This window comes from Microbispora sp. NPDC049125 (genome assembly GCF_040802045.1).
Classification (GTDB): domain Bacteria; phylum Actinomycetota; class Actinomycetes; order Streptosporangiales; family Streptosporangiaceae; genus Microbispora.
Map to the genome: position 1 here is coordinate 23,240 of NZ_JBEZDW010000013.1, position 19,866 is coordinate 43,105.

Sequence of the window (19,866 nt, forward strand, 5' to 3'; positions counted from 1 at the left end):
TGCTCGACCACAATGACCGTTGTCACACCCTAGGCGAAGATTGGTGTAGCACGACTACCTCCGGTGCTCAGCATGTCACCCGATGGTGGCCGCCGTGAGGCGTCCGCGGGCGATGGTGTGGGCGGCGATCCCGTCCAGGGTTTCCGCGAGGGAGGCGCCCTGCTTGAGATCGAGTTTCGCGTTGAGGGCGTAGACAGTGAAACGGTAGCTTCCCTCGGCCTGGCAGGGGGCCGTATAGCCCACCTTCCCGGCCGTCGTCCTGCCCTGCCTGGCGAAGCCGCCCCCCACGCCTCGGGGGACGTCGCTCTCACCGAGCTCGGTTGTGTTGGGATCGATGTCGAACACCACCCAGTGCACCTCCGAACCCGTACGCGGATTGCTGTCGTCGACCACCAGGGCCACCGACTTGGCGCCCGACGTTCCCGACCAGCGGAGAGGCGGGTTGCCCAGCTTCCCCTCGCAGGAGTAGTCGTGCGGCAGGGGGGCGCCGTCCCTGAACCGCGGGCTCGACACGCTGATGACGTCGAGGTTCCTGGACGAACCGTCGCCCAGGATTCCGCAGCCCGACGCGGCCAGCGTGACCGCCGTGACGGTGACGGCGGCCCGCGTGACCGCGGCTTTACTCAGCGACCCCATGCCCGTTGATGCTACGCGGAATGCGATGGTGCCCCGACCGGATCGCGGTGATCCGTGCCGTTCCCTACCCCTGGCGCCTCTCCGACCTGGGCACATGCCGCTCGATCCCGCAGCCGGACCGTTCCTGCGGGCAGGGTCGCGGACGTTGTCCACAGGTAGGCCGCACGCGCCGACGCCGCCGGGCGCTTTCCGCCACAATCGATGCATGGACGGGATGGGCGGGAGCGTGAGCTTCGCCGTCCTCGGCCCACTTGAGGTGCGCCGGGACGGCCGGCTCGTCGACGTCGGTGGGCGGCGGCTGCGCGCCCTGCTGACACTGCTGCTGCTCGACGCGGGCCGCACGGTCGGGACGGAGGCCCTGGTCGCCGGCGTGTGGGACGGCCGGTCCCCGAACGGCGTCGGCAACGCCCTCCAGGCGCTTGTCTCCCGGCTCCGCGCGGCCGTCGGCCGGGAGCTGGTGGTCGGGGGGCCGTCCGGCTACCGGCTCGCGGTCCCCCCGGGCCAGGTGGACCTGCACGTCTTCACCCGTATGGCGCGGGAGGGCCGGGTGGCCCTGTCCGAGGGCGACGCGGCCCGCGCCGCCGCCATCCTCGCCCAGGCCCTCGGCCTGTGGCGCGGTGCCCCGCTGACCGACCTGCCGGGAGGCGGGACGGAGGTGGCCCGCCTGGAGGAGCTGCGGATCGCCGCCGTCGAGGACCGGATCGAGGCCGAGCTGGCCCTCGGCCGCGACGCGGGCCTCGCCGCCGAGCTCAGCCTCCTCGTCGCCGCGCATCCGCTGCGCGAGCGGCTGCGCGGACAGCTCATGCGGGCGCTCTACGCCTCCGGCCGGCAGGTGGAGGCGCTCGCGGCCTACGAGGACGCCCGCGCCGCGTTCGCCGACCAGCTCGGCGCCGACCCTTCTCCCGCACTGGCCCGCCTGCACCTCGCCATACTCCGCCGCGACCCCGCGCTGCCGGTCCGCGATGGCGTCGTCCCCCCTTCCGATCCCGTACGGCTCTCGCACCCCGGCGGCGTACGCGAGGGGACGGCCCCCCACGAGCGGCGCCCGCCACACAGGACGCCGGAGGGGCCAGCGGAGGGGCTGGCGGAGCCGGCACCGGAGCCGTCTCGGCCGGCCAAGGGAAACCTGCGGGCGCGCCTGACCAGCTTCGTCGGGCGGGAGGAGGACGTGGCCACGGCCGCCGAGCTGCTCGCCGCCAACCGCCTGGTCACCCTGCTCGGGCCGGGCGGGGCGGGGAAGACCAGGCTCGCGGTCGAGTCGGCCGACGCCGTCTCGGCGCGGATGCCGGACGGGGTGTGGCTGATCGAGCTGGCGTCGCTGCGCGATCCCGCTGAGGTCGCCCAGACGGCTCTGTCCGCGCTCGGCCTGCGTGATCCCGGCCTGATGCCCGCCCGCCCCGGAGCCCTTCACGCGTATCCCGCGCCGGATCCCGCGGCGGCTCTCCCGGCGCGTCATGCGGCAGGGCACGGGCCGGACCCCGGAGCGGGTCCGCCACCCGGTCACGCACCCGGCGCCGCGGCGGGCCGAGCGCCCGATCCTCGGCCGGTGGGGGAGCCCGCAGGTGAGCATATGGGTGAGCAGGCGGGAGAGCTCGACGCCACCGGACGCCTCGTGACGGCGCTGGCGGCCCGCGGCATGCTGCTCGTGCTGGACAACTGCGAGCACGTCGTCGAGGCGGCGGCGGTGCTCGCCGATCGGGTGCTCGCGGAATGTCCCGGTGTGCGGATCCTGGCGACCAGCCGCGAGCCCCTTGGCATCACGGGCGAGACGCTGTGGCCGGTCCGGCCGCTCGGCCTGGAGCACGCCGTCCGGCTGTTCGCCGACCGGGCGGCGGCCGCCCGCCCCGGCTACCGGGCGGAGGAGGAGCGGGCCGCCGTCGAGCGCGTCTGCCGTGAGCTCGACGGCATGCCGCTCGCCATCGAGCTCGCCGCCGCCCGCCTGCGCAGCCTGTCGGCCGCCCAGATCGCCGACCGGCTCGGCGACCGGTTCCGCCTGCTCACCGGCGGGAGCCGTACGGCGATGCCGCGCCACCGCACTCTGCGGGCGGTCGTCGAGTGGAGCTGGGACCTGCTCGGCCAGGAGGAGCGCGATCTCGCCGCGCGGCTGGCCGTCTTCGCCGGCGGCGCCACGCTGGAGGCGGCGGAGGCGGTGGGCGGCGAGCTGGACGTGCTCGGCAGGCTCGTCGACAAGTGCCTCGTGGTGTTCGAGGGTGGCCGCTACCGCATGCTGGAGACCATCCGCGCCTACGCCGCCGAGCGGCTCGCCGAGTCGGGGGAGGAGCGGGCCGTCCGGCTCGCGTACGCCCGCTTCTTCGTCGATCTCGCGGAGACGGCCGAGCCGTACCTGCGCCGCGCCGAGCAGGTCGAATGGCTGGCGCGGCTGTCCGCCGAGCACGACAACTTGTCGTCGGCACTGGCCTGGGCGATCGAGGCGAAGGAGACCGATCTCGCGGTGCGGCTGGTCGGCGGGCTCGGCTGGTACTGGTGGCTGGTGGGGCATCGGGCCGAGGCCGCCCAGCGGGCGGCGCAGGTGATCAAGATGGCGGAGGGGGCCGATCCGGCCAGGCTCGCCCTGGCGCACGCGATGTACGGCATCACCTGGATCGGGGGAGGGGCGGGGAACTGGGACCGGGGCAGGGAGAGCCTGGAGGCGGCGGCCGAGGCGGCGCGGCGCGTCGGACGGGAGGCGCCGCATCCGCTGGTGGCGATGGCCCCGCCCGTCATCGCCCGGTTCCTCGGCCACGACTCCGATGCCGAGCCCTACCTGGAGGAGCTGCTCGACCAGCCCGACCCGTGGCTCAAGGCCGTCGCTCACATGTTCCGTGGCCACCTCCACCTCAACGCCGGACGAGCGGCGGAGGGCGAAGCCGACATCCGGATCGCCCTTGAGCTGTTCCGGACGGTCGGGGATCGGTGGGGGGTGGGCAACTCCCTGGCGGCCCTCGCGGAGGTCGGCGGCATGCGGGGGGACGTCGCGGCCTCCATCCCTCTCATGCAGGAGGCCATCGAGCTGGTGAACGAGGTCGGCGCGGTCGAGGACACTCCGTACATGCGCACCCGGATGGCGATGGCGCTCAGCGCGACCGGCCGGCGAGAGGCCGCGGTGGCCGCGCTGGACGAGACGCAGGAGCTGTGCGACTCCACGGGTGACGTGGTGGGGATGGCCGGTGTCCGGCACGTCCGCGGTGATTTCGCCCGAGCGGAGGGCGACTTCGACGCCGCCCGCCGGCACTATCTCGACGCTTTACGGCTGCTCGGCGACTGGGGTGGGGTGCCCCGCCAGTTCGAGGCGTCGATCCGGTCGTCGCTCGGCATGCTGACCGAGCAGGAGGGCGACCTGGGAAGCGCCCGGCGGCTGCACGACGAGGCGCTGAGCCTCGCGGCCGAGACGCGGGACGGGCCTGTCCTCGGACAGGTGGTCCTGGGGTACGCCGCGCTCGCCGTCCAGGCAGGCGACCATGCCATGGCCGCCGTGCTGCTGGGAGGAGCGGCTGCCATCAGCGGGTTCTTCGACGTCGTGGGCTTCGACCAGGTCCGCATCACCGAGGCCGCGAAGACCGCGCTCGGGGCCGGGGAGTTCTCCCGGTGCCACGAGCGCGGTCGCGCCATGCCTCGCGAGGAGGTCGTCGCCCTGGCGGCCCAGACACCAATGTGACCCGGCCCCTGCCCGGGCTCCCCTTGCCCGCGCTTCCTTTGCCTGGGCTTCCCTTGCCCGCCCTCCTCCTGTCCGCCCTCCTCCTGTCCGCCCTCCTCCTGTCCGCTCCCTCCCGTGCGCGGGAGGCGGGCCGGTCAGACGCGCGTGCGCAGCGCGCGGACCGCGAGCGGGGCGAAGACCAGCGCGATCCCGGCCGCCCACAGCAGCGACGTGATCGCGTCGGACGCCACCGGGCCGCCGCTGAGCAGCCCCCGGACGGCATCGGCGAGGTGGCTCACCGGGTTGATCTCGACCCACCTCCGCAGCCATGAGGGCAGCGTGTCGGTGGGGACGAAGGCGTTGCTGGTGAAGGTGATCGGCATCATCAGCGAGAACATGAGGATCTGCACCTTCTCCGGCTCGGAGACCTTGAGGCCGAGCAGCACCGCCGGCCACGACATCGCGAGCGCGAAGGCCAGCAGAAGGGCAAGTGCCCCGAAGACGCCGGTGACGCCGGTGTGCACCCGGAAGCCCAGGATCAGGCCGAGGACGATGAACAGCGCGAACGCCCAGGCCTGCTTCAGCGTGTCGGCGACCACCCGGCCGGCCAGCGGCGCCACCCGGCTGATCGGCAGGCTGCGCAGCCGGTCGAAGACCCCTTTGGTGATGTCGGTGTTCAGCCCCACCGCCGTGGTCAGGCTGGCGAACAGCATGTTCTGGGCCACGATCCCGGGCAGCGCGAACTGCAGGTAGTCGCCGGTCGACCCCGCGATCGCCCCGCCGAACACGTACGTGAAAAGGAGGAGGAACATGACCGGCTGGACGCTGAGGTCGAGCAGCTCCATCGGGTTGTGCTTGATCTGCACCAGGCTCCGCCAGGCCAGCGTCGCGATGTGGCGGATCGCCGCCACCGGCGTGACCCTCGGGGACAGGCCGGCTCCCGGCGCGGCCTCGGTGATCGTGGTCATCGTCTCTCCTCGCCATCGGTGCGTCTCATGTCTGCGCCCGCCCCGGCCGTACGCCGCGACCAGGGCCGCGCAAGCACGCCCGCAGCCGATCGCGGCCCGGCCCGGCCGGAGCGAGCGGGCGGTTCGCCGCGTCCCCGGCTCCGGGGGCTCACGCGGGAACCTCCGGCCGCGCGCCCGCGCCGGCGTCCCGCTCCGGTGCCACGTCCTCCGCGCGGTGCCCGGTCAGCGCCAGGAACACCTCGTCGAGGCTGGCCTTGCGAAGGGACAGCTCCGACGCCACCACCCCAAGGTCGTCGAGCCGCCGGACGATCACGGGCACCATCGAGGGGTCGTGGACGGCCGCCGTCACCTGCCCGCCGACGGTGTCCGGCGCCACGCCCAGCACCTCGCCCACCACCCGCTCGACGCGGCCGAGATGGGCGGCCTCGACGGGCCGCACGTCGAGCACCTGACCCCCGGCCGCCGCCTTCAGCTCGCCGGAGGTGCCGCGCGCGATGACCTTTCCCTGGTCGAACACCACGATCTCGTCGGCGAGCTGGTCGGCCTCCTCCAGGTACTGCGTGGTGAGCAGCACGGTCGTCCCGTCGCTCTGGAGCCCGCGCACGACACCCCACAGCTCGGTGCGGCTGCGCGGGTCGAGGCCGGTCGTCGGCTCGTCGAGGAAGAGCACACGCGGGCGGCCCACGATGCTCGCCGCGAGGTCGAGCCTGCGGCGCATGCCGCCCGAGTACGTCTTGGCGGCCCGGCCGCCCGCGTCGGTCAGGTCGAAGCGGTCGAGCAGCTCGGCCGCCCGGCGCCTCGCGCCGGCCCTCGGCATGTCGAGCAGGCGGCCGATCATCATCAGGTTCTCCACGCCGGTCAGCGCCTCGTCGACCGCCGCGTACTGCCCGGTCAGCGCGATCAGCGACCGCACCTGGTGCGCCTGCCGTACGACGTCGAACCCGTGCACCCGCGCCCTGCCCCCGTCAGGTCGCAGAAGCGTCGCGAGGATCCGGACCGCCGTGGTCTTCCCGGCGCCGTTGGGCCCCAGCACTCCCACCAGGCTGCCCGGGGACACCTCGAGGTCCACCCCGTCGAGCGCCTTCGTCTGCCCGTAATGTTTGACCAGGCCGTCGGCCTGGATCGCATATGTCATCGGCTCTCCCCTGTCACGTCACCGAAAGTGTCACCGGCGCCACTGACAGAGCACTGAGCCCCCGGCCCGGCCGCTGACAGATCGCTGACGGCCTTCCCCGATCTTCAGGGGGCCGGATCTCAGGGGGCCGGATCTCAGGGGGCTCGATCTCTTAGGGTGGACGGTGTGACAGGTCCGCTCCGCGATCCGGCCCACCCTGTGTCGCGGCGTGCCATCGCGCTGTGGCTGATCGAGGCCCTGATCGGGTTCGTCCTGCTGGTCGGTGGCGCGACGGTGGCCGCCTGGGCGCTCGGCGGCTGGGACGTGCTGCCCGGCGGGTTGACCGAGCACGCGTGGCTGCTGCCCGTCGTCGTCGGCGTCGTGATGGCGCCGCTGGTGGTCGTCGAGCCCCTGTGGCGGTACGCCGTACACCGCTGGGAGCTGTCCGGCGACGTGGTGTACGCGCGGTCGGGCTGGCTGAGCAGGGAATGGGTGTTCGTGCCGGTGAGCCGCATCCAGACGGTGGACACGGCGCAGGGATGGTTCGAGCGGGCCCTCCGGCTGGCCACCGTGGAGATCAGGACCGCCTCGCACGCCGGGTCGTCCACCATCAAGGGGCTCGACGGCGCGGTCGCCGCCCACCTCGCGGAGGAGCTGGCGCGGCGGGCCGAGGAGCTCAGGGACGACGCGACGTGACCGCGCCCCCCTCACATCCCTTCCCGCCCGCTCCGGCCGGGCCGGGGCGGGAGCCGTACGGGCGGGGAGGCGCGCGGTTGAGCCCGCGCGTCCTGCTGATCGACCCGATCCGCCTGCTGCCCTCGCTCATGCTGCCGCTGGCGGGGGTGCTGGTCGCCGGGGGCTTCTCACCCGCGTCGTTCGGGTGGGCCGCGTTCGGTGTGGCCGGCTCCGTGATCTACGCGACCGTCCGGTGGGCGACGTTCACGTACCGGATCGTCGGCGACCGCCTGGAGCTGACCCGCGCGTTCGTGAGCCGCTCGGTGCGCACGATCCCGCTGGAGCGGATCCGCGGCGTCGACGTGACCGCGCCGCCCCTCCACCGGCTGCTGCGACTGGCCGTCCTCAAGATCGACACCGGTGCCGGGGGCGGCGAGCAGGAAGGCGTCCTCGACGCGGTGACGATGGAGCAGGCGGAGGCGCTGCGCGCCGTCCTGCTCGCCCGCCGTCACCCGCACCCCGCCGGTACGACGGAGGGGGCGGGGGTGACCACCGGCGGCACGGGCGGAGCGGCCACCACAGGCGGCGCCGTCTCGCCCGCCGTTCCCACGCCCGGACCTTCCGGTGCGTCCGGTGCGTCCGGGCGGATCCTCGCGCGGGTGCCCCGGACATGGCTCAGGTACGGCCCGCTCTCCGGGGCCTACTTGCTCACGCCGTTCGCGCTGGCCGCCGGCGCGGTCGGCCTGATCTTCCAGTGGGGAGAGGAGTTCGGCCTGACCGAGCGCACGGCCAAGCAGGCGCTCGCCTGGGCGTGGAACCATCCCTACCTGCTGGCCGCCGCCGCCGCGCTGCTCGTGCTCGCCATGCCGTTCGTGGGCGGCGTGATGTACGCCGTCCTCCACTGGGACTTCACCCTGCGCTCCCGCGACGGCTACCTCGTGGCGGAGAGGGGCCTGCTCACCCGTAGGGCGGTCTCCCTGGAGAGCCGCAGGGTGCGGGGGTACGAGCTGGTCGACGGCCTGATCGAGCGCTGGGCGGGGGTCGTCAGGCTGTGGGCTCTGGTGACCGGACTCGGTGACTCGGAGACGCGCGGCCAGCTGCTCCCGGTGACGCCCAGGGCCTTCGCCGCGCGGGTCGCCGCCGACGCCGTCGGGCCGTTCACCGTGCCGCTGCGGCCCCACCCGCGGCAGGCGCGCCGCCGCCGGCTGTTCAGGGCCGTCGCGCCGTGGCTCGCCCTGGCCGTCGTCGCCCTCCTGCTCGGCTGGGCCGTGGTCGCGCTCGCCGCCCTGCTGGTCGCCGGAGTCGGAGTGCCGCTCGGGCTCGACCGCTACCGCAGTCTCGGGCACGCCTTCGACGGGGCGCGGCTGTCGGTCCGCTCGGGATCGGTCCGCCGGGCCCAGACGGTGCTGGAGGGCCGCGCCGTCGTCGGCTGGACGCTTCGCCAGACGGTGTTCCAGCGGCAGGCGGGGCTGCTCACCGTGGTCGCGGGAGTCGGCGCGGGCGGGGGCGGCTACGCCGCGATCGACACGGGAGAGGCGCAGGGCGTCGGCTTCGCCGCCGAGGTCACCCCCGACTGGCTCGGTCCCTTCCTCGCCGACCCTTCACCGGGAGGCCGCTCCTCCCATGGCTGAGAACCCTTCTCCACGCTGCGGAGCCACGCGGGGAAAAGACGCCTGACGCCTCAACCCCGCCGCACCGGCTGCCGGATGCCTCCGGCCCGTGTCAGGTCGGAAGAGGGAGGCGAGGCGAGGCCCACCGAGACCTTCCTGTCGCAACTCACCCGTCCACCGGCGCTGGGGTTCGCCGCCGGTCGAAAGGCCGGGTAGGCGCCGCGTCAGGCGTGCGACCGGCTGCTCCGCGCCCGGTGCGCGGCCACGTTCACCCGGTTGCCGCAGGTCTCGTACGAATCCCACCGTTGCGTACGGCTTCGGGTCGTGTCGTAGAAAACGTGCCGGCACTGTTCATTGGCGCAGGCGCGGATGCGCGACCACGTGTTGTCGCGGACCAGTTCCGCCACGTCCAGCGCGATCCGGCCGACGATGTGGTCGCCGGAGACCTGTTCCAGCCGGGCCTCGCCGCGCGCCGAGAAGACCTGACGGAAGGTGGCGTCGGAGACATCGGCGCTGAGGTTCGTCCAACCCCGTTCCGTGTGCTCCGGGTCGGCCGCGCCGACGACCGCCATGAGATCGGTGCGTACGGCGCGGATTCGGTCGAGTTGATGGGGTGTCAACGTCACGCCGGCCGGCTGCCCGAACGCGGCCAGCACCTCGGCGGCTGTCGCCGGGTCGTCGAGGGTGTCCGGCAGCGTCGGGGTGGCGTGGGGGCGCGTGTTGAGCAGCGCCACGATGCCCGCGGCGCGGGCCGGCACCTTTGGCTCCGTTGCTGCTGGCGACTCGTGCGTACCCATGCGTGAAGCGTACGCGGAAATGGTCTAAACGGCAAAGGCCTTTACAGGCCCTGGTGTGCGTGCTACAAAGTAAGCGTCAACAGCATATAGTCGCTTACATCGCACCAAGGAGCCTCCATGAGTCACCTGTTCCTCACCGCCGTCGGCGGCGACCCCAACGAGACCGTGCAGCTCAGCCAGGACACGGACCTGACCGTCGGCGACGAGGACGTCCTCGTCGCGGTCGACGCCGCCCCGATCAACCCCGCCGACCTGCTCTTCCAGCTCGGCTGGTTTGGTGTCTACCCGCAGGTTCCGAACGCGCTCGGCGCCGAGGGAACCGGCCGAGTGCTCCAGGCGGGCTCGGCCGCCGACGCGAATCTGGTCGGGCGTCGCGTGATCATCCTGCCGACCTTCGTTCAGGGCACCTGGGCGGACAAGGTGGTCGTGCCGGCCCGCAACGTCATCGCGGTGACCGAAAACGCGGACCCGCTGCAGCTCGCCATGCTTCCGGTCAACCCGGCCACGGCGTACGCCCTGCTGACCGACTATGCCGACCTGAAGCCGGGCGACTGGATCGGGCTGAACCTGGCCAACTCCGGTGTCGGCCAGTACGTCATCGCCCTCGCGAAGCGGCGCGGCATCAAGACCCTCGCCGTCGTCCGTCGCGAGGAGGCCGCCAAGCGGGTACGTGAGCTCGGCGCCGACGTCGTACTCGTCGAAGGAGCGGACCTCGGTGACCGGGTCGCCGCCGCGCTGGGTGGCAGCCAGCTCCGCCTGCTGTTCGAGGGTGCTGGCGGCTCGGAGCAGGTCGGTGAGCTGATCCGTTCGGTGGAGGCCGGCGGCAGCGTGGTGACCTTCTCCGCGGCGACCGGGCAGTCGCCGGTCCTGCCGCTCGGCGACCTGATCTATCGGGGCATCTCGCTGCGCGCCTTCTTCATCCTCAACTGGATCCGCGACACCCCGCGGGCCGAGCTGGAGCGGATCTACACCGAGCTCGCCGAGCTCGTCGCCGAGGGTGCGATCAGCGCGACAGTGGAGGCGACCTACCCGCTGAGCCGGTACCGGGAGGCGCTCGCCCACGCCGGCCAGCAGGAGCGTTCCGGCAAGGTCCTGTTCGCCCCGCAGCAGACCGCCTGATTCCGCGACCCGGCTGGCCGGTCGGCTGACCGGCCAGCCGGCGTGGTGATCAGACCGCCGGTACAGGGCTGAGCTGCCGCAGCAGCTCGGCGCTGTCGAAGGCCTCCCAGCGCTCGACGATCCGTCCGTCGGCGAACCGATCGAACGTCATGATTGGGACGGAGAACCGTCGTCCGGAGGCGGCAATCCCGGCGAACTCGCCGATCTGCGTGCCGGCGAACGTCCACCGGCAGGCGATCACGTCTCCGGACGCGACCAGCTCGTCGACGGTGATGCCAGCGTCGAACGTCGTCCAGAGCCCGGACACGAACGTGGTGATCCCGTCCCGCCCGGCCGGCATGCCAGGCGGGAGGTGGTGGTCGACGACGTCCGCGGCGAGCAGCGCGTCGTACGCGCCGGCATCCCGGTTGTTGAACGCGTCGACGAATCGACGCAGAACCTCGGTGTTGGTGGACTCTTCGCTCATCGTTCTCGCTCCTGCCTGCTCAGGACGCCGGGACGTCGTCGTGATCGGTGTTCTCGGCCACCTCGCGCCAGTCGCCGAGCTCCTGCTGGAGGTTGGCGATCTTGGCCTCGATGTTCTGGATCGTGTCCCGCCCCAGGGGCAGCCGTATCGGCGCGCGACCCGACTCGACCACGTCGATGAGCGCGCTCGCGGCCTTGGCCGGGTCGCCGGGCTGCACGAACGTCGCAGTGCTCCGCCGGATCTCGGCGACCGGCCCACTGGCGTACGCATCGAGGGACGCAGCAGTACGACGGAGGCTGTTGTCTTTGACGAAGTCCGTACGGAAGTAACCGAGTTCCACGGCCGTGACCCCGACCCCGAACGGCGTCAGCTCGGTGTGCAGCGCGTCGGTGAGACCCTCCACCGCGAACTTCGTCGAGCTGTACACGCCGTACCCCGGCAGCCCGATGATGCCGAGGAGGGAACTGATGTTGAGGATGTGACCGGCACGCTGGCGGCGCATCTGCGGCGCGACCGCCCGGACGACGGCCAGCAGGCCGAACACGTTGACGGCGTACTGATCGCGGACCTCGTCGTCGGCCGACTCCTCCACCGCACCGAGCAGCCCCGATCCGGCGTTGTTGACCAGCACGTCGATGCGGCCGAACCGCTCGATCGCCGCCTGGGCCGCGTCGGCGGCCTGCCCTTCGCGGGTGACGTCCAGCGCCACCGTGAGCAGGTCGTCGCCGGCGTGCGAGAAGGACTCGCGCACCGCCTCCGGACGGCGAGCGGCGGCGACCACCTGGTGACCTCGGCGTAGTGCTTCACCGGTGAGGTGCGCACCGAGTCCGCGGGAAGCGCCGGTGATGAACCAGACACTCATTGATCCTCCTTTCCCCGCGCCGGGGTCGGCCGGCGCGCGTGATTCACCCACTAAGTAAGTGTCTGGATATATTTGACGCTTACCGTTCTGGCACGCGTCATCCACGGCCGTAAAGATGGTTGTTGTCTAGACCATTACGCGAGAGCGGTCTCCGATAACCCGCGGATCATCACGCGGCGCGGCGGCGCGGGTCGGCGTTGAAGGCTGCCCGGAACCGCTCCGGATCGTCCGGGATCATGAGGACGATCGTCCGGTTCGGCGCGCCGGCCACGGTGAGGAACTCGTTCCTGAAGCGCATCGGGCCGGCCGGCTCCGGAACGTACAGCGTCTTGTGGTGCATGATCGCGGTGTTGCCGCACGGGAGAGAAGCACGGTCAGCGCGCGGCGAGGCGGGCGCGGGCGGCGGCCAGTGCCTGCCGTGTGGCCTGGCGGCTGGCGGCCGACTGGTCGCGCAGGGCGGCGGCCTGCGCTCCCCGGGCCCGGAGCATCGTGGCGTAGCCCCGGCCGTCCTCGTCGACGTGCCGCGGCGAGCTGCCGCCCGATCCGGAACCGCACCAAGGCAAGATCGTTCCAGCGGGCCGGTTCCGGTTCACACGAGGGCGGCGAGCGCCGGCCCGTGGGGCCGGGTGCGGCGATGCGGTCTTCCGCATCGCCGCACGGAGTGGGCCGTCACCGGGCGGTGGTGACCACTTCGTCGCCACCTTCGGCCTCGGCCTCGACGGCCGCTGTGAGGGGAGGCGCGGGCGGCTCCTCCGGCGTCAGGCGCTGGATCTCGATGGGCCATTCCGCCGCGAGAGCGGCGATGGCGGCGACGGCGGTGACGACTGGAGCGGCGATGAACGCCACCACGCCCACCGCCACGGGGACCTCCAGCACGGTGTGGCCCTGGGGGTTCCGCACGATGACCCGGCGGACGTTGCCCTCGTGAATGAGCTGCTTGATCTTGTCGGCGAGTTCGGTTCCGCGGACCCGGACTTCTTCCTTGGTGACCGTCATGTAGGGCCTCCCTTACGATCGCTCGTGATCTCAGCATCCCTCACGAGCGCTGTCGAAGAGTGGGGCCGAAGGTCCCCCGGATGATGGCGGACGGCCTCGTTCTCCGCCGCGCGAGAACTCGACGGCCGGCGCGGATGTCCGCGCCGGCCGCTGCCGATGTCTAGACGCGCAGGTCAGTCCGGCTTGCGGGCGCCGAACATGATCTCGTCCCACGTGGGCACCGACGCCCGGCGGCCACGCCCCTTGCGGGGCCTCGGAGGAGCCGGCTTCGGCACCGGGGGAGCGGCCGGCTCAGGCTTGGCGTCCGTGGAGCCGTCCTTGGCCGCCTCGCGAGCCGCTTCCTTCAGGTCGTCCGCGGCGCGGGCGGAAGCGGTGGCGGCGGCGGGCCGGGGAGCGGGCCTCGGCACGGGCCGTGGAGCGGGCGGGACGGGAGCAGGGGCGGCCGCGGGCGCGGGCGCAGCGGTGACCGGGGCCCCGGCCGGAGACTCACCGGCGTCGCCGGCGGAGGAGCCCTCCGTGGCGGTCTTGCCGCCTTCACCGGCGTCGTCCGTGTCCCGCTCGGCAGGGCGGTCGCTCTTCGAGCCCGCGGACGCAGCCGCCGTCTCCTTCGTGGCGCTCCTGTCGTCCCGTACGGCCTCGGACTTGCCCTCGGTCTTCACCGCCGAAGCCTGAGGTGCGGCGGCGGGCTCGGGGCTCGCCCCGGCTTCAGAGGGCTCGGCAGTGGCGGCCGAGGACTGGCTCACCTGGGCCGGGACGGCGACCTGCGCCGAGTCCGAGGGCCCCGCCGGAGCAGAGGCCTCGGACCCACCGGGGGACGCGGTGCCAGTGGAGGGGGTGACGGCCGTCGCGGCATCCTCCTCCTGCGGGGCCGGGGCGGCGTCCTTGCTCACCGTGCCGGTAGCGGTGGCCGCCGGTCGGGAGTCCTCAGCGGGCTCGACATCCGCGATCGTGGCGCCTTCGTTCTCCGCCCGCTGCTTCGCTGCGCCGTCGGTGGCGGCAGTCGTGGCGCGCTCCCGGTGGGCTGTGCTCGCCTCGGCGGCCGCCGCGCGGACGTCCTGCACGTTGCCGGCGACATCGCCGCCCGGACGGACCTCGTCCGAGGCCTTGTCAGCGGCACGGCTCGGCTCACGCGGAGGATCGTCGGCGCGCGGCGCGGCGGAGACGGCCGGCGGCACATCGGGTGACACGGCGGCGGAGGGCCGCGCGGGCTCGGAGGCCGGCTCTGGCGCTGAGGTGGAAGGCGCTGAGGTGGAAGGCGTTGGGGTGGAAACCGGCTCCGGCGCCGATGCGGACGGAGCGCGGGTGTCCTCGATGCGAGACGCGCCGGCGTGCTCAGGCGTGTCCTCAACGCGCGAAACGCCCGCGCCGACGGGCTCGACGCGGGTCGCCTCAGTGGGCGCGGTGGGCTCGGTGGGCTCGGCACGAGTCCCGTCGGCGGACCGCACGCGGTGATCGCCCGTGTCGGCGGGCTGGATCAGAGACTCCGGGAGGCGGAACGGCACAGGGGTGAGCGGGGGCCGATGCGCGGCCGGCTCCTCCCGCGGAAGCTCGGAACGGCTCTCCTGCCGCTCCCGCCGAGGCTCGGAACGGCCTTCCGGCTCCTGCCACGCGGTGGGGCCGGGACGGTACGACGGGTTCGGCCATGCGGGCGGCTCGGCGTTGGGGGCAGGCTCACCCCTCACCGACTGGCCCCTGACCGCCTCGTTCCTGCCCCCTTCGCCCCGGGCGGGCTCGTTCCGGGCCTGCTCATGCCGTACGGCGGGCTCGGCGTAGGCCGCGGGCTCGGCGCGCATCGGCTCCTGCCGCGCGGAGGGCAGGTCGAAGGCGGTCTCGTCCCGGCTCGCGGGCTGCCGTACGGTGGGCTCCGCCCAGGCGGACGGCGCGTCGGGCAGCGGAGGCACGGGGACGAGCTTGGAGGCGAGCCGGGGCATGAAGGGGCGCACGGTCGTGTCGTCCCTGTCGGGCTCCACGTACTCGCCGGCCGACAGGCGCAGCGACTCGTCGTCGTTGGGCGTGATGTGGCGGCGGCGGGGGTCGAACAGCCACTCCGCGTGGCGGGTGTGACCGTTCCAGACGAAGCCGAGCCGGACCCGCCACAGGTTGTCGTCGCGCTTGCAGGAGTCCCAGTCGATCTCGTCGGCGGGCACCCCGCGCCGGGTCAGCCGCTCGGCGACCAGCTCGCCCAGCGTGGGGCCGGGGGTGTTCTCCCCCGGCATCCGGATGGAGGCGCGCTGCGCCTGCTGGGCCATGTACTCACGCTCCTGGAGAACCGGCCCCTCGAACCAGCGGACCCTCTCCACCGGGATGCCGGCGGTGGCCGCGATCTCCTCCGCGGTCTCGCCGGCACGGATGCGCGCCTGGATCTCCTTGGGTCGCAACGGACTCTCCACTTCGATCTCGTACTGGCCGAGACGGGAGAAGTTGCCGCGGACCGCAGCACGGAGCCGGTCGTCGACGGGCAGGGTGAAGCGCGTGCCCCGCCCGGCCGTCGCCAGGACGAGATACGAGCCGTCCTCACTCACCGCGACGAGACGGAGCTCCTGCATGCGAGTCCCTTCGTCGTCGTGCTCTGTCTTCCCCCGGACCCTTGAGTCTCTCGCGTGAACCGGTTGCCTTCCAGCACCGTACCCGGCATGTCCGAACATCGCCTCGCCAGGGGGCGAGGCAGACGTTGTGACCCCGGTCACATTCCTGACGTTCACCATGCCGCAACCTCCCGGTCGCGTGGGAACGGCCACAGGGCCGGGACAGCCGGGACGGCCGGGCGCGGCGGCATGCCGTCCCCGGTCCGGTCCAGGAGGCGAGAGCGAGGGTCGTGTCTCCTCATGTGGTGCGCGCCCGTCGCCCGTCCGTCCGTGGCCCCGGCCGCGCGGTCGCCGCCGCGATCACCGGGGTCGCCGCCACGGCCGTCTGACGGGCCGTGCGGGCGGACCTGCGGGAGGGTCTCATGCGTGCTTGCTCCCTCGGGGTCGAGTGGCGCGCCGGGCTCATGCGTGGCCCGTGCACCGCAATGTGCCCGCCCGGGACCGGACGGGGGCAACGCGACACGCGGGGGAAGCCGGACCGTGGAGAGGGACTTTACGCGGCCATGGGGCTACGCCTCCCGCGACGCGCCGAGCACCCGGTCGAGGTAATCGTTGGCGAAAAGGCGCTCCGGGTCGAGCTTGTCGCGCAGCGCCACGAACTCGGCGAACCTCGGGTAGACGGTGCGGAGGTAGGCCGCGTCGCGGGTGTGCAGCTTCCCCCAGTGGGGACGGCCGCCGAGCCGGGTCATGATCTCCTCGACGCCCGCGAAGTACTCCGGGTTGGGCGTCCGCCGGTAGACGTGGCAGGCGATGTACGCGGAGGGCCTGCCGTACGCGGTGGACAGCCAGGCGTCCGACGGCGGCGTCACCCGCACCTCCACCGGGAAGGTGATCGCCCATCCGGACCGCTCGACGAGGTCCCTGGTCTCGCGCAGGGCCTGGGCCAGGTGCTGGCGCGGCACGGCGTACTCCATCTCCAGGAACCGCACCTCGCGCACCGACGTGAAGATCTTGTACGACGCGTCCACGCACTCCGACGCGGTCAGAGCGCTCGCGGAGACGGCGTTGATCCGGGGGACGGCCCCGGGGAAGCGGGCGCCGGCCCGGCAGGCGGCGCCGAAGAGCGTGTTCTCCAGGAAGACGTTGTCGAGCCAGCGCTTGAACGCCGCCGGGGGCCGCGCCGGGCCGGGGGAGCGGTTGTTCCGCTTGACCAGGCAGGTGTCGGTGTGCGGCAGCCAGAAGAAGTCGAGATGGTCGTTGCCCCCGGTCAGCTCGTCGAGCGACTCCAGGATCGCGCTGAACGGCATCGGGTCGCGCCGGTTGCGCAGGAGGAACGACGGCTCCACCCGGAGCGTCACCGCGGTGAGGACGCCGAGCGCGCCGAGGCCGACGCGGGCGGCGCCGAACAGGTCGCCGTCGCGCACGGTCGCCGCCGAGCCGTCGGCGAGGACCATCTCCAGCTCGGTGACCTGGTCGGCGAGGCCGCCGACGTGCCTCCCGGTGCCGTGGGTGCCGGTCTGGATCGCGCCCGCGACCGTCTGGGCGGTGATGTCGCCCATGTTCGCCAGGGCGAGCCCGCGCCGGTCGAGCTCCTCGTTGAGCGCGCCGAGCGGCGTGCCCGCGGCCACCTTCACCCATCCGTCACCCGCGCCGAGGATCCCGGTCAGCCCGCCGGGCCGCAGCAGGATGCCGTCGGTCAGGGCGACACCGGTGAAGGAGTGCCCGGTGCCGACCATGCGGACGCGTCGTCCCGTCTTGGCCGCGGTGCGCACGGCGTCCGCGACCTCGGCCGCCGAGGCCGGCGTGCGGATCTCCGACGGCGTCACGGACTGGTTGCGCGCCCAGTTGACGAAGGTGTCCATGCTCCTCCCGGCGGTTGTCCCGCCCGAACATGAACACTACTCATAGGCGGGGCCGGTTGCCTACGGCCTGTGGGGGCGCCGCTCGGCCCGGACCAGGGCGGAGCCGCCGACGCCCACCGCCACGGCGAGCAGCGCGCAGACGTAGGAGAAGCCGTAGGCGTTGGACGCGCCGTGGAGATCGGTCAGCCGGCCCCCCGCCCAGGCCCCGACGGCCACGCCGAACCCGATGGACGTCGAGATCCACGCCATGCCCTCGGTGAGCTGCGCGGCCGGGACCAGCCGCTCGACCATGGAGAAGCCCGTGATGAGGGTGGGGGAGATGGACAGGCCGGCGAAGAACAGCGCCACCGCCATCGCCCGCAGGTCGTCCATGAGCAGCACCGGCGTCAGCCCGGCGGCGAACAGGGCCAGCCCCCGGACGAACCGCCCGCGCAGGCTGATCTTCCAGTCGCGGGAGCCGTACCAGAGGCCGGAGACCATGCTGCCGGCGGCGATCGAGGCGAGCAGGAGCCCGGCGGACGCCTTGCTGCCGTGCTCGTCGGCGAACGCCACCGTGATGATGTCGATCGAGCCGAACACCGCGCCCATGGCGAGGAAGACGGCGGACAGCAGCGCCACGCCGGGGATGGCGATGGGCGAGCCCGCGTCGCCGCGGTGCCGTACGGCGGGGGGCTCGGTGCCGCGGAGGGCGGCGAACGCCAGCGTGCCCGCCACGGTGAGCACGATCGTGGCGATGATCCCGGCGTACGGGTTGATCCAGGTGGTGAGCGCGGTGACGAAGGCGGGCCCGCCGACGAAGATCACCTCGTCGGCCACGGACTCGAACGAGAAGGCGATGTGCAGCTTGGAAGGGTCGTCCAGCACGTACGACCAGCGGGCCCGGACCATCGACCCGAGCGAGGTGGCGGTCGCCCCGGCGGCCACGCCGGTGGCGTACAGGGTCCACTGGGCGGCGTGGGCGTGCGCGCACAGCATCAGCCCGGTGAGCGAGGCGCCGTGCAGGAACACGAACGGGACGAGCACCCTCGCCTGGCCGAACCGGTCGACCAGACGGCCCGACAGCGGGGCGGCCGCGGCGTAGGCGAGCGAGACGATCGCGGCGACGGCGCCCGCCGTGGCGTACGACCCGGTCAGCGCGGACACCAGGAGCACGATCCCGATGCCGAGCATCGACATCGGCGCCCGCCCCACGAAGCCGGCGATGACGAAGCCTTTGACTCCAGGCGCGCCGAAGAGCCCTCGATACGGCCCGACCATGTACGTTCCCTTCGGCACCTAGTGCGTCCGGGCCGGCCGGTCGAAGCGGCGGCGGCCCCGGGGGCGTTCTTCCCCGTGGCGCGCGGACGGCGAATTTCTCCTCGTCGACCCTCGCGCACAGCCCTATGGTGTGGCAAGTGATTTTTCCGTCTTTGGGGTGAAGGGTTTAACGTGAGCCGCGTGCGCCCTCTTCCCGCGTTCACGTCGCTTCGTACGATCGTGACCGGGCTGGCCGTTTTGATCACGGCTGTCATCGCGCTGGGAAGCACCGTCCTGATCTCCCAGGCCGAGGGCGGCACCGGCGTGGAGGCCGCCCGGCCGACCCCCGCGGCCACGCTGGTGCCCGACTCCACGTTGCCCTCCAGCTCGCCGGTGGCCGGCGGCCCGGGCGTCCAGGTGACCCCGCCCCACCTCCTGGCGATCTCCTCGGCGAAGGTGCCGGCCAGGACGCTGCGGAAGATCGCCCGCCTCAAGCACGTGCAGAAGGTCGCCGCGACCGACGGCGGCACGGTCCGCGTGTCCGGCACGGCCCTGCAGCTGCTCGCCGTCGACCCGGCCCAGTTCCGCTCGTGGACGCCGAAGACGGTCGCCGAGCATCCGGAGGTCTGGAGCGCACTGGCCCGGGGCGAGTTCGTGGCCGACGGTGGGACGATCAAGCGCCTCGGCATGGTCCTCGGCGCGGTGTACCAGCTCGACGGCGGCCCCCGGCTCAGGGTCGCGGCCTCGGCCTCCCTGGGTCTCCCCGGCGTCGACGGCCTGATCAGCAAGGACCTCGGGAGGCGGCTCGGCTTCGCGACCGGCGTCGTCGTCCTGATCCACGGAGACTCGGACACCCTCGACAAGCGCGGTGTGGAGCACCTGCTCGGCCCCAAGGCCCAGGTGGTCACGGTGGGCAGGCCCGCGGCGCCACGGGCGCCTTCACCGCCCCCGGGGCCGGCGCTGGTCGGGCGGCCGGAGAGCTATCTGGAGCTCTACCATCGCGCCGCGGCGGTCTGCCCGGGGCTGTCGTGGACCGTGCTCGCCGCCATCGGCCAGGTGGAGAGCGGCCACGGCCGCAACAACGGCCCCTCGTCCGCGGGCGCGCTCGGGCCGATGCAGTTCATGCCGAGCACCTGGAAGGCGTACGGCGTGGACGGCGACGGCGACGGGATCGCCGACATCTGGAGCGCCTACGACGCCGTGCCGTCCGCGGCCAAGTACCTGTGCGCGAACGGCGGCGGGCTCGGCGGCGAGAAGCTCAGGAAGTCGGTGTGGTTCTACAACCACTCCTGGGACTACGTGAACAAGGTCCTGTCGCTCGCCGACGCCTACGCCCGCACGTACGACCAGTAGGGCCGGGCCGGCG

The 19,866-nt window shown here is 73.0% G+C and carries 17 protein-coding genes; 5 read left to right on the top strand and 12 right to left on the bottom strand.

Annotated elements, in window-relative coordinates; genetic code table 11:
- Window positions 1–75 precede the first annotated feature (75 nt).
- Window positions 76–636: a YbhB/YbcL family Raf kinase inhibitor-like protein gene (locus tag AB0B72_RS16975; protein WP_367739714.1), complete on the bottom strand. Its 561-nt coding sequence runs from the start codon at window positions 634–636 to the stop codon at window positions 76–78.
- Between the two features lie 205 nt (window positions 637–841).
- Between AB0B72_RS16975 and AB0B72_RS16980 the strand changes: the two genes are divergently transcribed.
- Complete coding sequence (locus tag AB0B72_RS16980) at window positions 842–4,291, top strand: BTAD domain-containing putative transcriptional regulator (protein ID WP_367739716.1); 3,450 nt, start codon at window positions 842–844, stop codon at window positions 4,289–4,291.
- Between the two features lie 134 nt (window positions 4,292–4,425).
- Here the strand turns inward: AB0B72_RS16980 and AB0B72_RS16985 are convergent, their stop codons facing one another.
- Both AB0B72_RS16985 and AB0B72_RS16990 read right to left on the bottom strand, forming a co-directional pair.
- Window positions 4,426–5,238, bottom strand: a complete 813-nt coding sequence (locus tag AB0B72_RS16985) for an ABC transporter permease (protein ID WP_367739717.1) — start codon at window positions 5,236–5,238, stop codon at window positions 4,426–4,428.
- A 148-nt stretch (window positions 5,239–5,386) separates the two neighbouring features.
- On the bottom strand, window positions 5,387–6,373 hold the full coding sequence (locus AB0B72_RS16990; RefSeq protein WP_367739718.1) for an ATP-binding cassette domain-containing protein: 987 nt from the start codon (window positions 6,371–6,373) through the stop codon (window positions 5,387–5,389).
- Between the two features lie 165 nt (window positions 6,374–6,538).
- Between AB0B72_RS16990 and AB0B72_RS16995 the strand changes: the two genes are divergently transcribed.
- Window positions 6,539–7,048 (top strand): PH domain-containing protein, encoded by a 510-nt coding sequence (locus AB0B72_RS16995; RefSeq protein WP_367739719.1) that lies wholly within the window; start codon window positions 6,539–6,541, stop codon window positions 7,046–7,048.
- Window positions 7,045–8,658, top strand: a complete 1,614-nt coding sequence (locus AB0B72_RS17000; protein WP_367739720.1) for a PH domain-containing protein — start codon at window positions 7,045–7,047, stop codon at window positions 8,656–8,658. The genes AB0B72_RS16995 and AB0B72_RS17000 overlap by 4 nt, the downstream gene beginning before the upstream one ends.
- 203 nt (window positions 8,659–8,861) lie before the next feature.
- Here AB0B72_RS17000 and AB0B72_RS17005 read toward each other — a convergent pair whose 3' ends face one another.
- On the bottom strand, window positions 8,862–9,434 hold the full coding sequence (locus tag AB0B72_RS17005; protein WP_367739721.1) for a CGNR zinc finger domain-containing protein: 573 nt from the start codon (window positions 9,432–9,434) through the stop codon (window positions 8,862–8,864).
- 117 nt (window positions 9,435–9,551) lie between these two features.
- On the opposite strand from AB0B72_RS17005, the gene AB0B72_RS17010 reads away from it, so the two are divergent.
- Window positions 9,552–10,553 (top strand): zinc-dependent alcohol dehydrogenase family protein, encoded by a 1,002-nt coding sequence (locus AB0B72_RS17010; RefSeq protein ID WP_367739722.1) that lies wholly within the window; start codon window positions 9,552–9,554, stop codon window positions 10,551–10,553.
- Window positions 10,554–10,602: 49 nt separating this feature from the next.
- Here AB0B72_RS17010 and AB0B72_RS17015 read toward each other — a convergent pair whose 3' ends face one another.
- From AB0B72_RS17015 to AB0B72_RS17050, 8 genes are all read right to left on the bottom strand, one after another.
- The gene (locus AB0B72_RS17015; RefSeq protein ID WP_367739723.1) at window positions 10,603–11,019 is read right to left on the bottom strand and encodes an ester cyclase; all 417 of its coding nucleotides are present in this window, start codon (window positions 11,017–11,019) and stop codon (window positions 10,603–10,605) included.
- 19 nt (window positions 11,020–11,038) lie between these two features.
- On the bottom strand, window positions 11,039–11,881 hold the full coding sequence (locus AB0B72_RS17020) for an SDR family NAD(P)-dependent oxidoreductase (RefSeq protein ID WP_367739724.1): 843 nt from the start codon (window positions 11,879–11,881) through the stop codon (window positions 11,039–11,041).
- A 169-nt stretch (window positions 11,882–12,050) separates the two neighbouring features.
- Window positions 12,051–12,221 carry a hypothetical protein gene (locus tag AB0B72_RS17025; protein ID WP_367739726.1) on the bottom strand — a complete coding sequence of 57 codons (171 nt, stop codon included), beginning with the start codon at window positions 12,219–12,221 and terminating at the stop codon, window positions 12,051–12,053.
- A 34-nt stretch (window positions 12,222–12,255) separates the two neighbouring features.
- Window positions 12,256–12,444, bottom strand: a complete 189-nt coding sequence (locus AB0B72_RS17030) for a hypothetical protein (protein WP_367739727.1) — start codon at window positions 12,442–12,444, stop codon at window positions 12,256–12,258.
- Between the two features lie 106 nt (window positions 12,445–12,550).
- Window positions 12,551–12,877, bottom strand: coding sequence for a DUF4342 domain-containing protein (locus tag AB0B72_RS17035; protein WP_367739728.1), 327 nt, complete (start codon window positions 12,875–12,877; stop codon window positions 12,551–12,553).
- Window positions 12,878–13,050: 173 nt separating this feature from the next.
- A complete protein-coding gene (gene sepH, locus AB0B72_RS17040; RefSeq protein WP_367739729.1) occupies window positions 13,051–15,423 on the bottom strand; it encodes a septation protein SepH in 2,373 nt (790 codons plus the stop codon).
- 548 nt (window positions 15,424–15,971) lie between these two features.
- Entirely contained in the window at window positions 15,972–17,264 is a 1,293-nt protein-coding gene (locus AB0B72_RS17045) for a D-arabinono-1,4-lactone oxidase (RefSeq protein ID WP_367739730.1), read from the bottom strand.
- A 60-nt stretch (window positions 17,265–17,324) separates the two neighbouring features.
- Entirely contained in the window at window positions 17,325–18,521 is a 1,197-nt protein-coding gene (locus tag AB0B72_RS17050) for an MFS transporter (protein WP_367739731.1), read from the bottom strand.
- 180 nt (window positions 18,522–18,701) lie between these two features.
- On the opposite strand from AB0B72_RS17050, the gene AB0B72_RS17055 reads away from it, so the two are divergent.
- Complete coding sequence (locus tag AB0B72_RS17055; protein WP_367739732.1) at window positions 18,702–19,853, top strand: lytic transglycosylase domain-containing protein; 1,152 nt, start codon at window positions 18,702–18,704, stop codon at window positions 19,851–19,853.
- The last annotated feature ends 13 nt before the right edge of the window (window positions 19,854–19,866 follow it).

What these genes read in the sequence shown, in the direction of transcription:
- AB0B72_RS16975 (WP_367739714.1), bottom strand. Translation starts at nt 636, where the DNA reads ATGGGGTCGCTGAGTAAAGCCGCGGTCACGCGGGCCGCCGTCACCGTC.
- AB0B72_RS16980 (WP_367739716.1), top strand. Translation starts at nt 842, where the DNA reads ATGGACGGGATGGGCGGGAGCGTGAGCTTCGCCGTCCTCGGCCCACTT.
- AB0B72_RS16985 (WP_367739717.1), bottom strand. Translation starts at nt 5,238, where the DNA reads ATGACCACGATCACCGAGGCCGCGCCGGGAGCCGGCCTGTCCCCGAGG.
- AB0B72_RS16990 (WP_367739718.1), bottom strand. Translation starts at nt 6,373, where the DNA reads ATGACATATGCGATCCAGGCCGACGGCCTGGTCAAACATTACGGGCAG.
- AB0B72_RS17005 (WP_367739721.1), bottom strand. Translation starts at nt 9,434, where the DNA reads ATGGGTACGCACGAGTCGCCAGCAGCAACGGAGCCAAAGGTGCCGGCC.
- AB0B72_RS17010 (WP_367739722.1), top strand. Translation starts at nt 9,552, where the DNA reads ATGAGTCACCTGTTCCTCACCGCCGTCGGCGGCGACCCCAACGAGACC.
- AB0B72_RS17015 (WP_367739723.1), bottom strand. Translation starts at nt 11,019, where the DNA reads ATGAGCGAAGAGTCCACCAACACCGAGGTTCTGCGTCGATTCGTCGAC.
- AB0B72_RS17020 (WP_367739724.1), bottom strand. Translation starts at nt 11,881, where the DNA reads ATGAGTGTCTGGTTCATCACCGGCGCTTCCCGCGGACTCGGTGCGCAC.
- AB0B72_RS17025 (WP_367739726.1), bottom strand. Translation starts at nt 12,221, where the DNA reads ATGCACCACAAGACGCTGTACGTTCCGGAGCCGGCCGGCCCGATGCGC.
- AB0B72_RS17035 (WP_367739728.1), bottom strand. Translation starts at nt 12,877, where the DNA reads ATGACGGTCACCAAGGAAGAAGTCCGGGTCCGCGGAACCGAACTCGCC.
- sepH (WP_367739729.1), bottom strand. Translation starts at nt 15,423, where the DNA reads ATGCAGGAGCTCCGTCTCGTCGCGGTGAGTGAGGACGGCTCGTATCTC.
- AB0B72_RS17045 (WP_367739730.1), bottom strand. Translation starts at nt 17,264, where the DNA reads ATGGACACCTTCGTCAACTGGGCGCGCAACCAGTCCGTGACGCCGTCG.
- AB0B72_RS17050 (WP_367739731.1), bottom strand. Translation starts at nt 18,521, where the DNA reads ATGGTCGGGCCGTATCGAGGGCTCTTCGGCGCGCCTGGAGTCAAAGGC.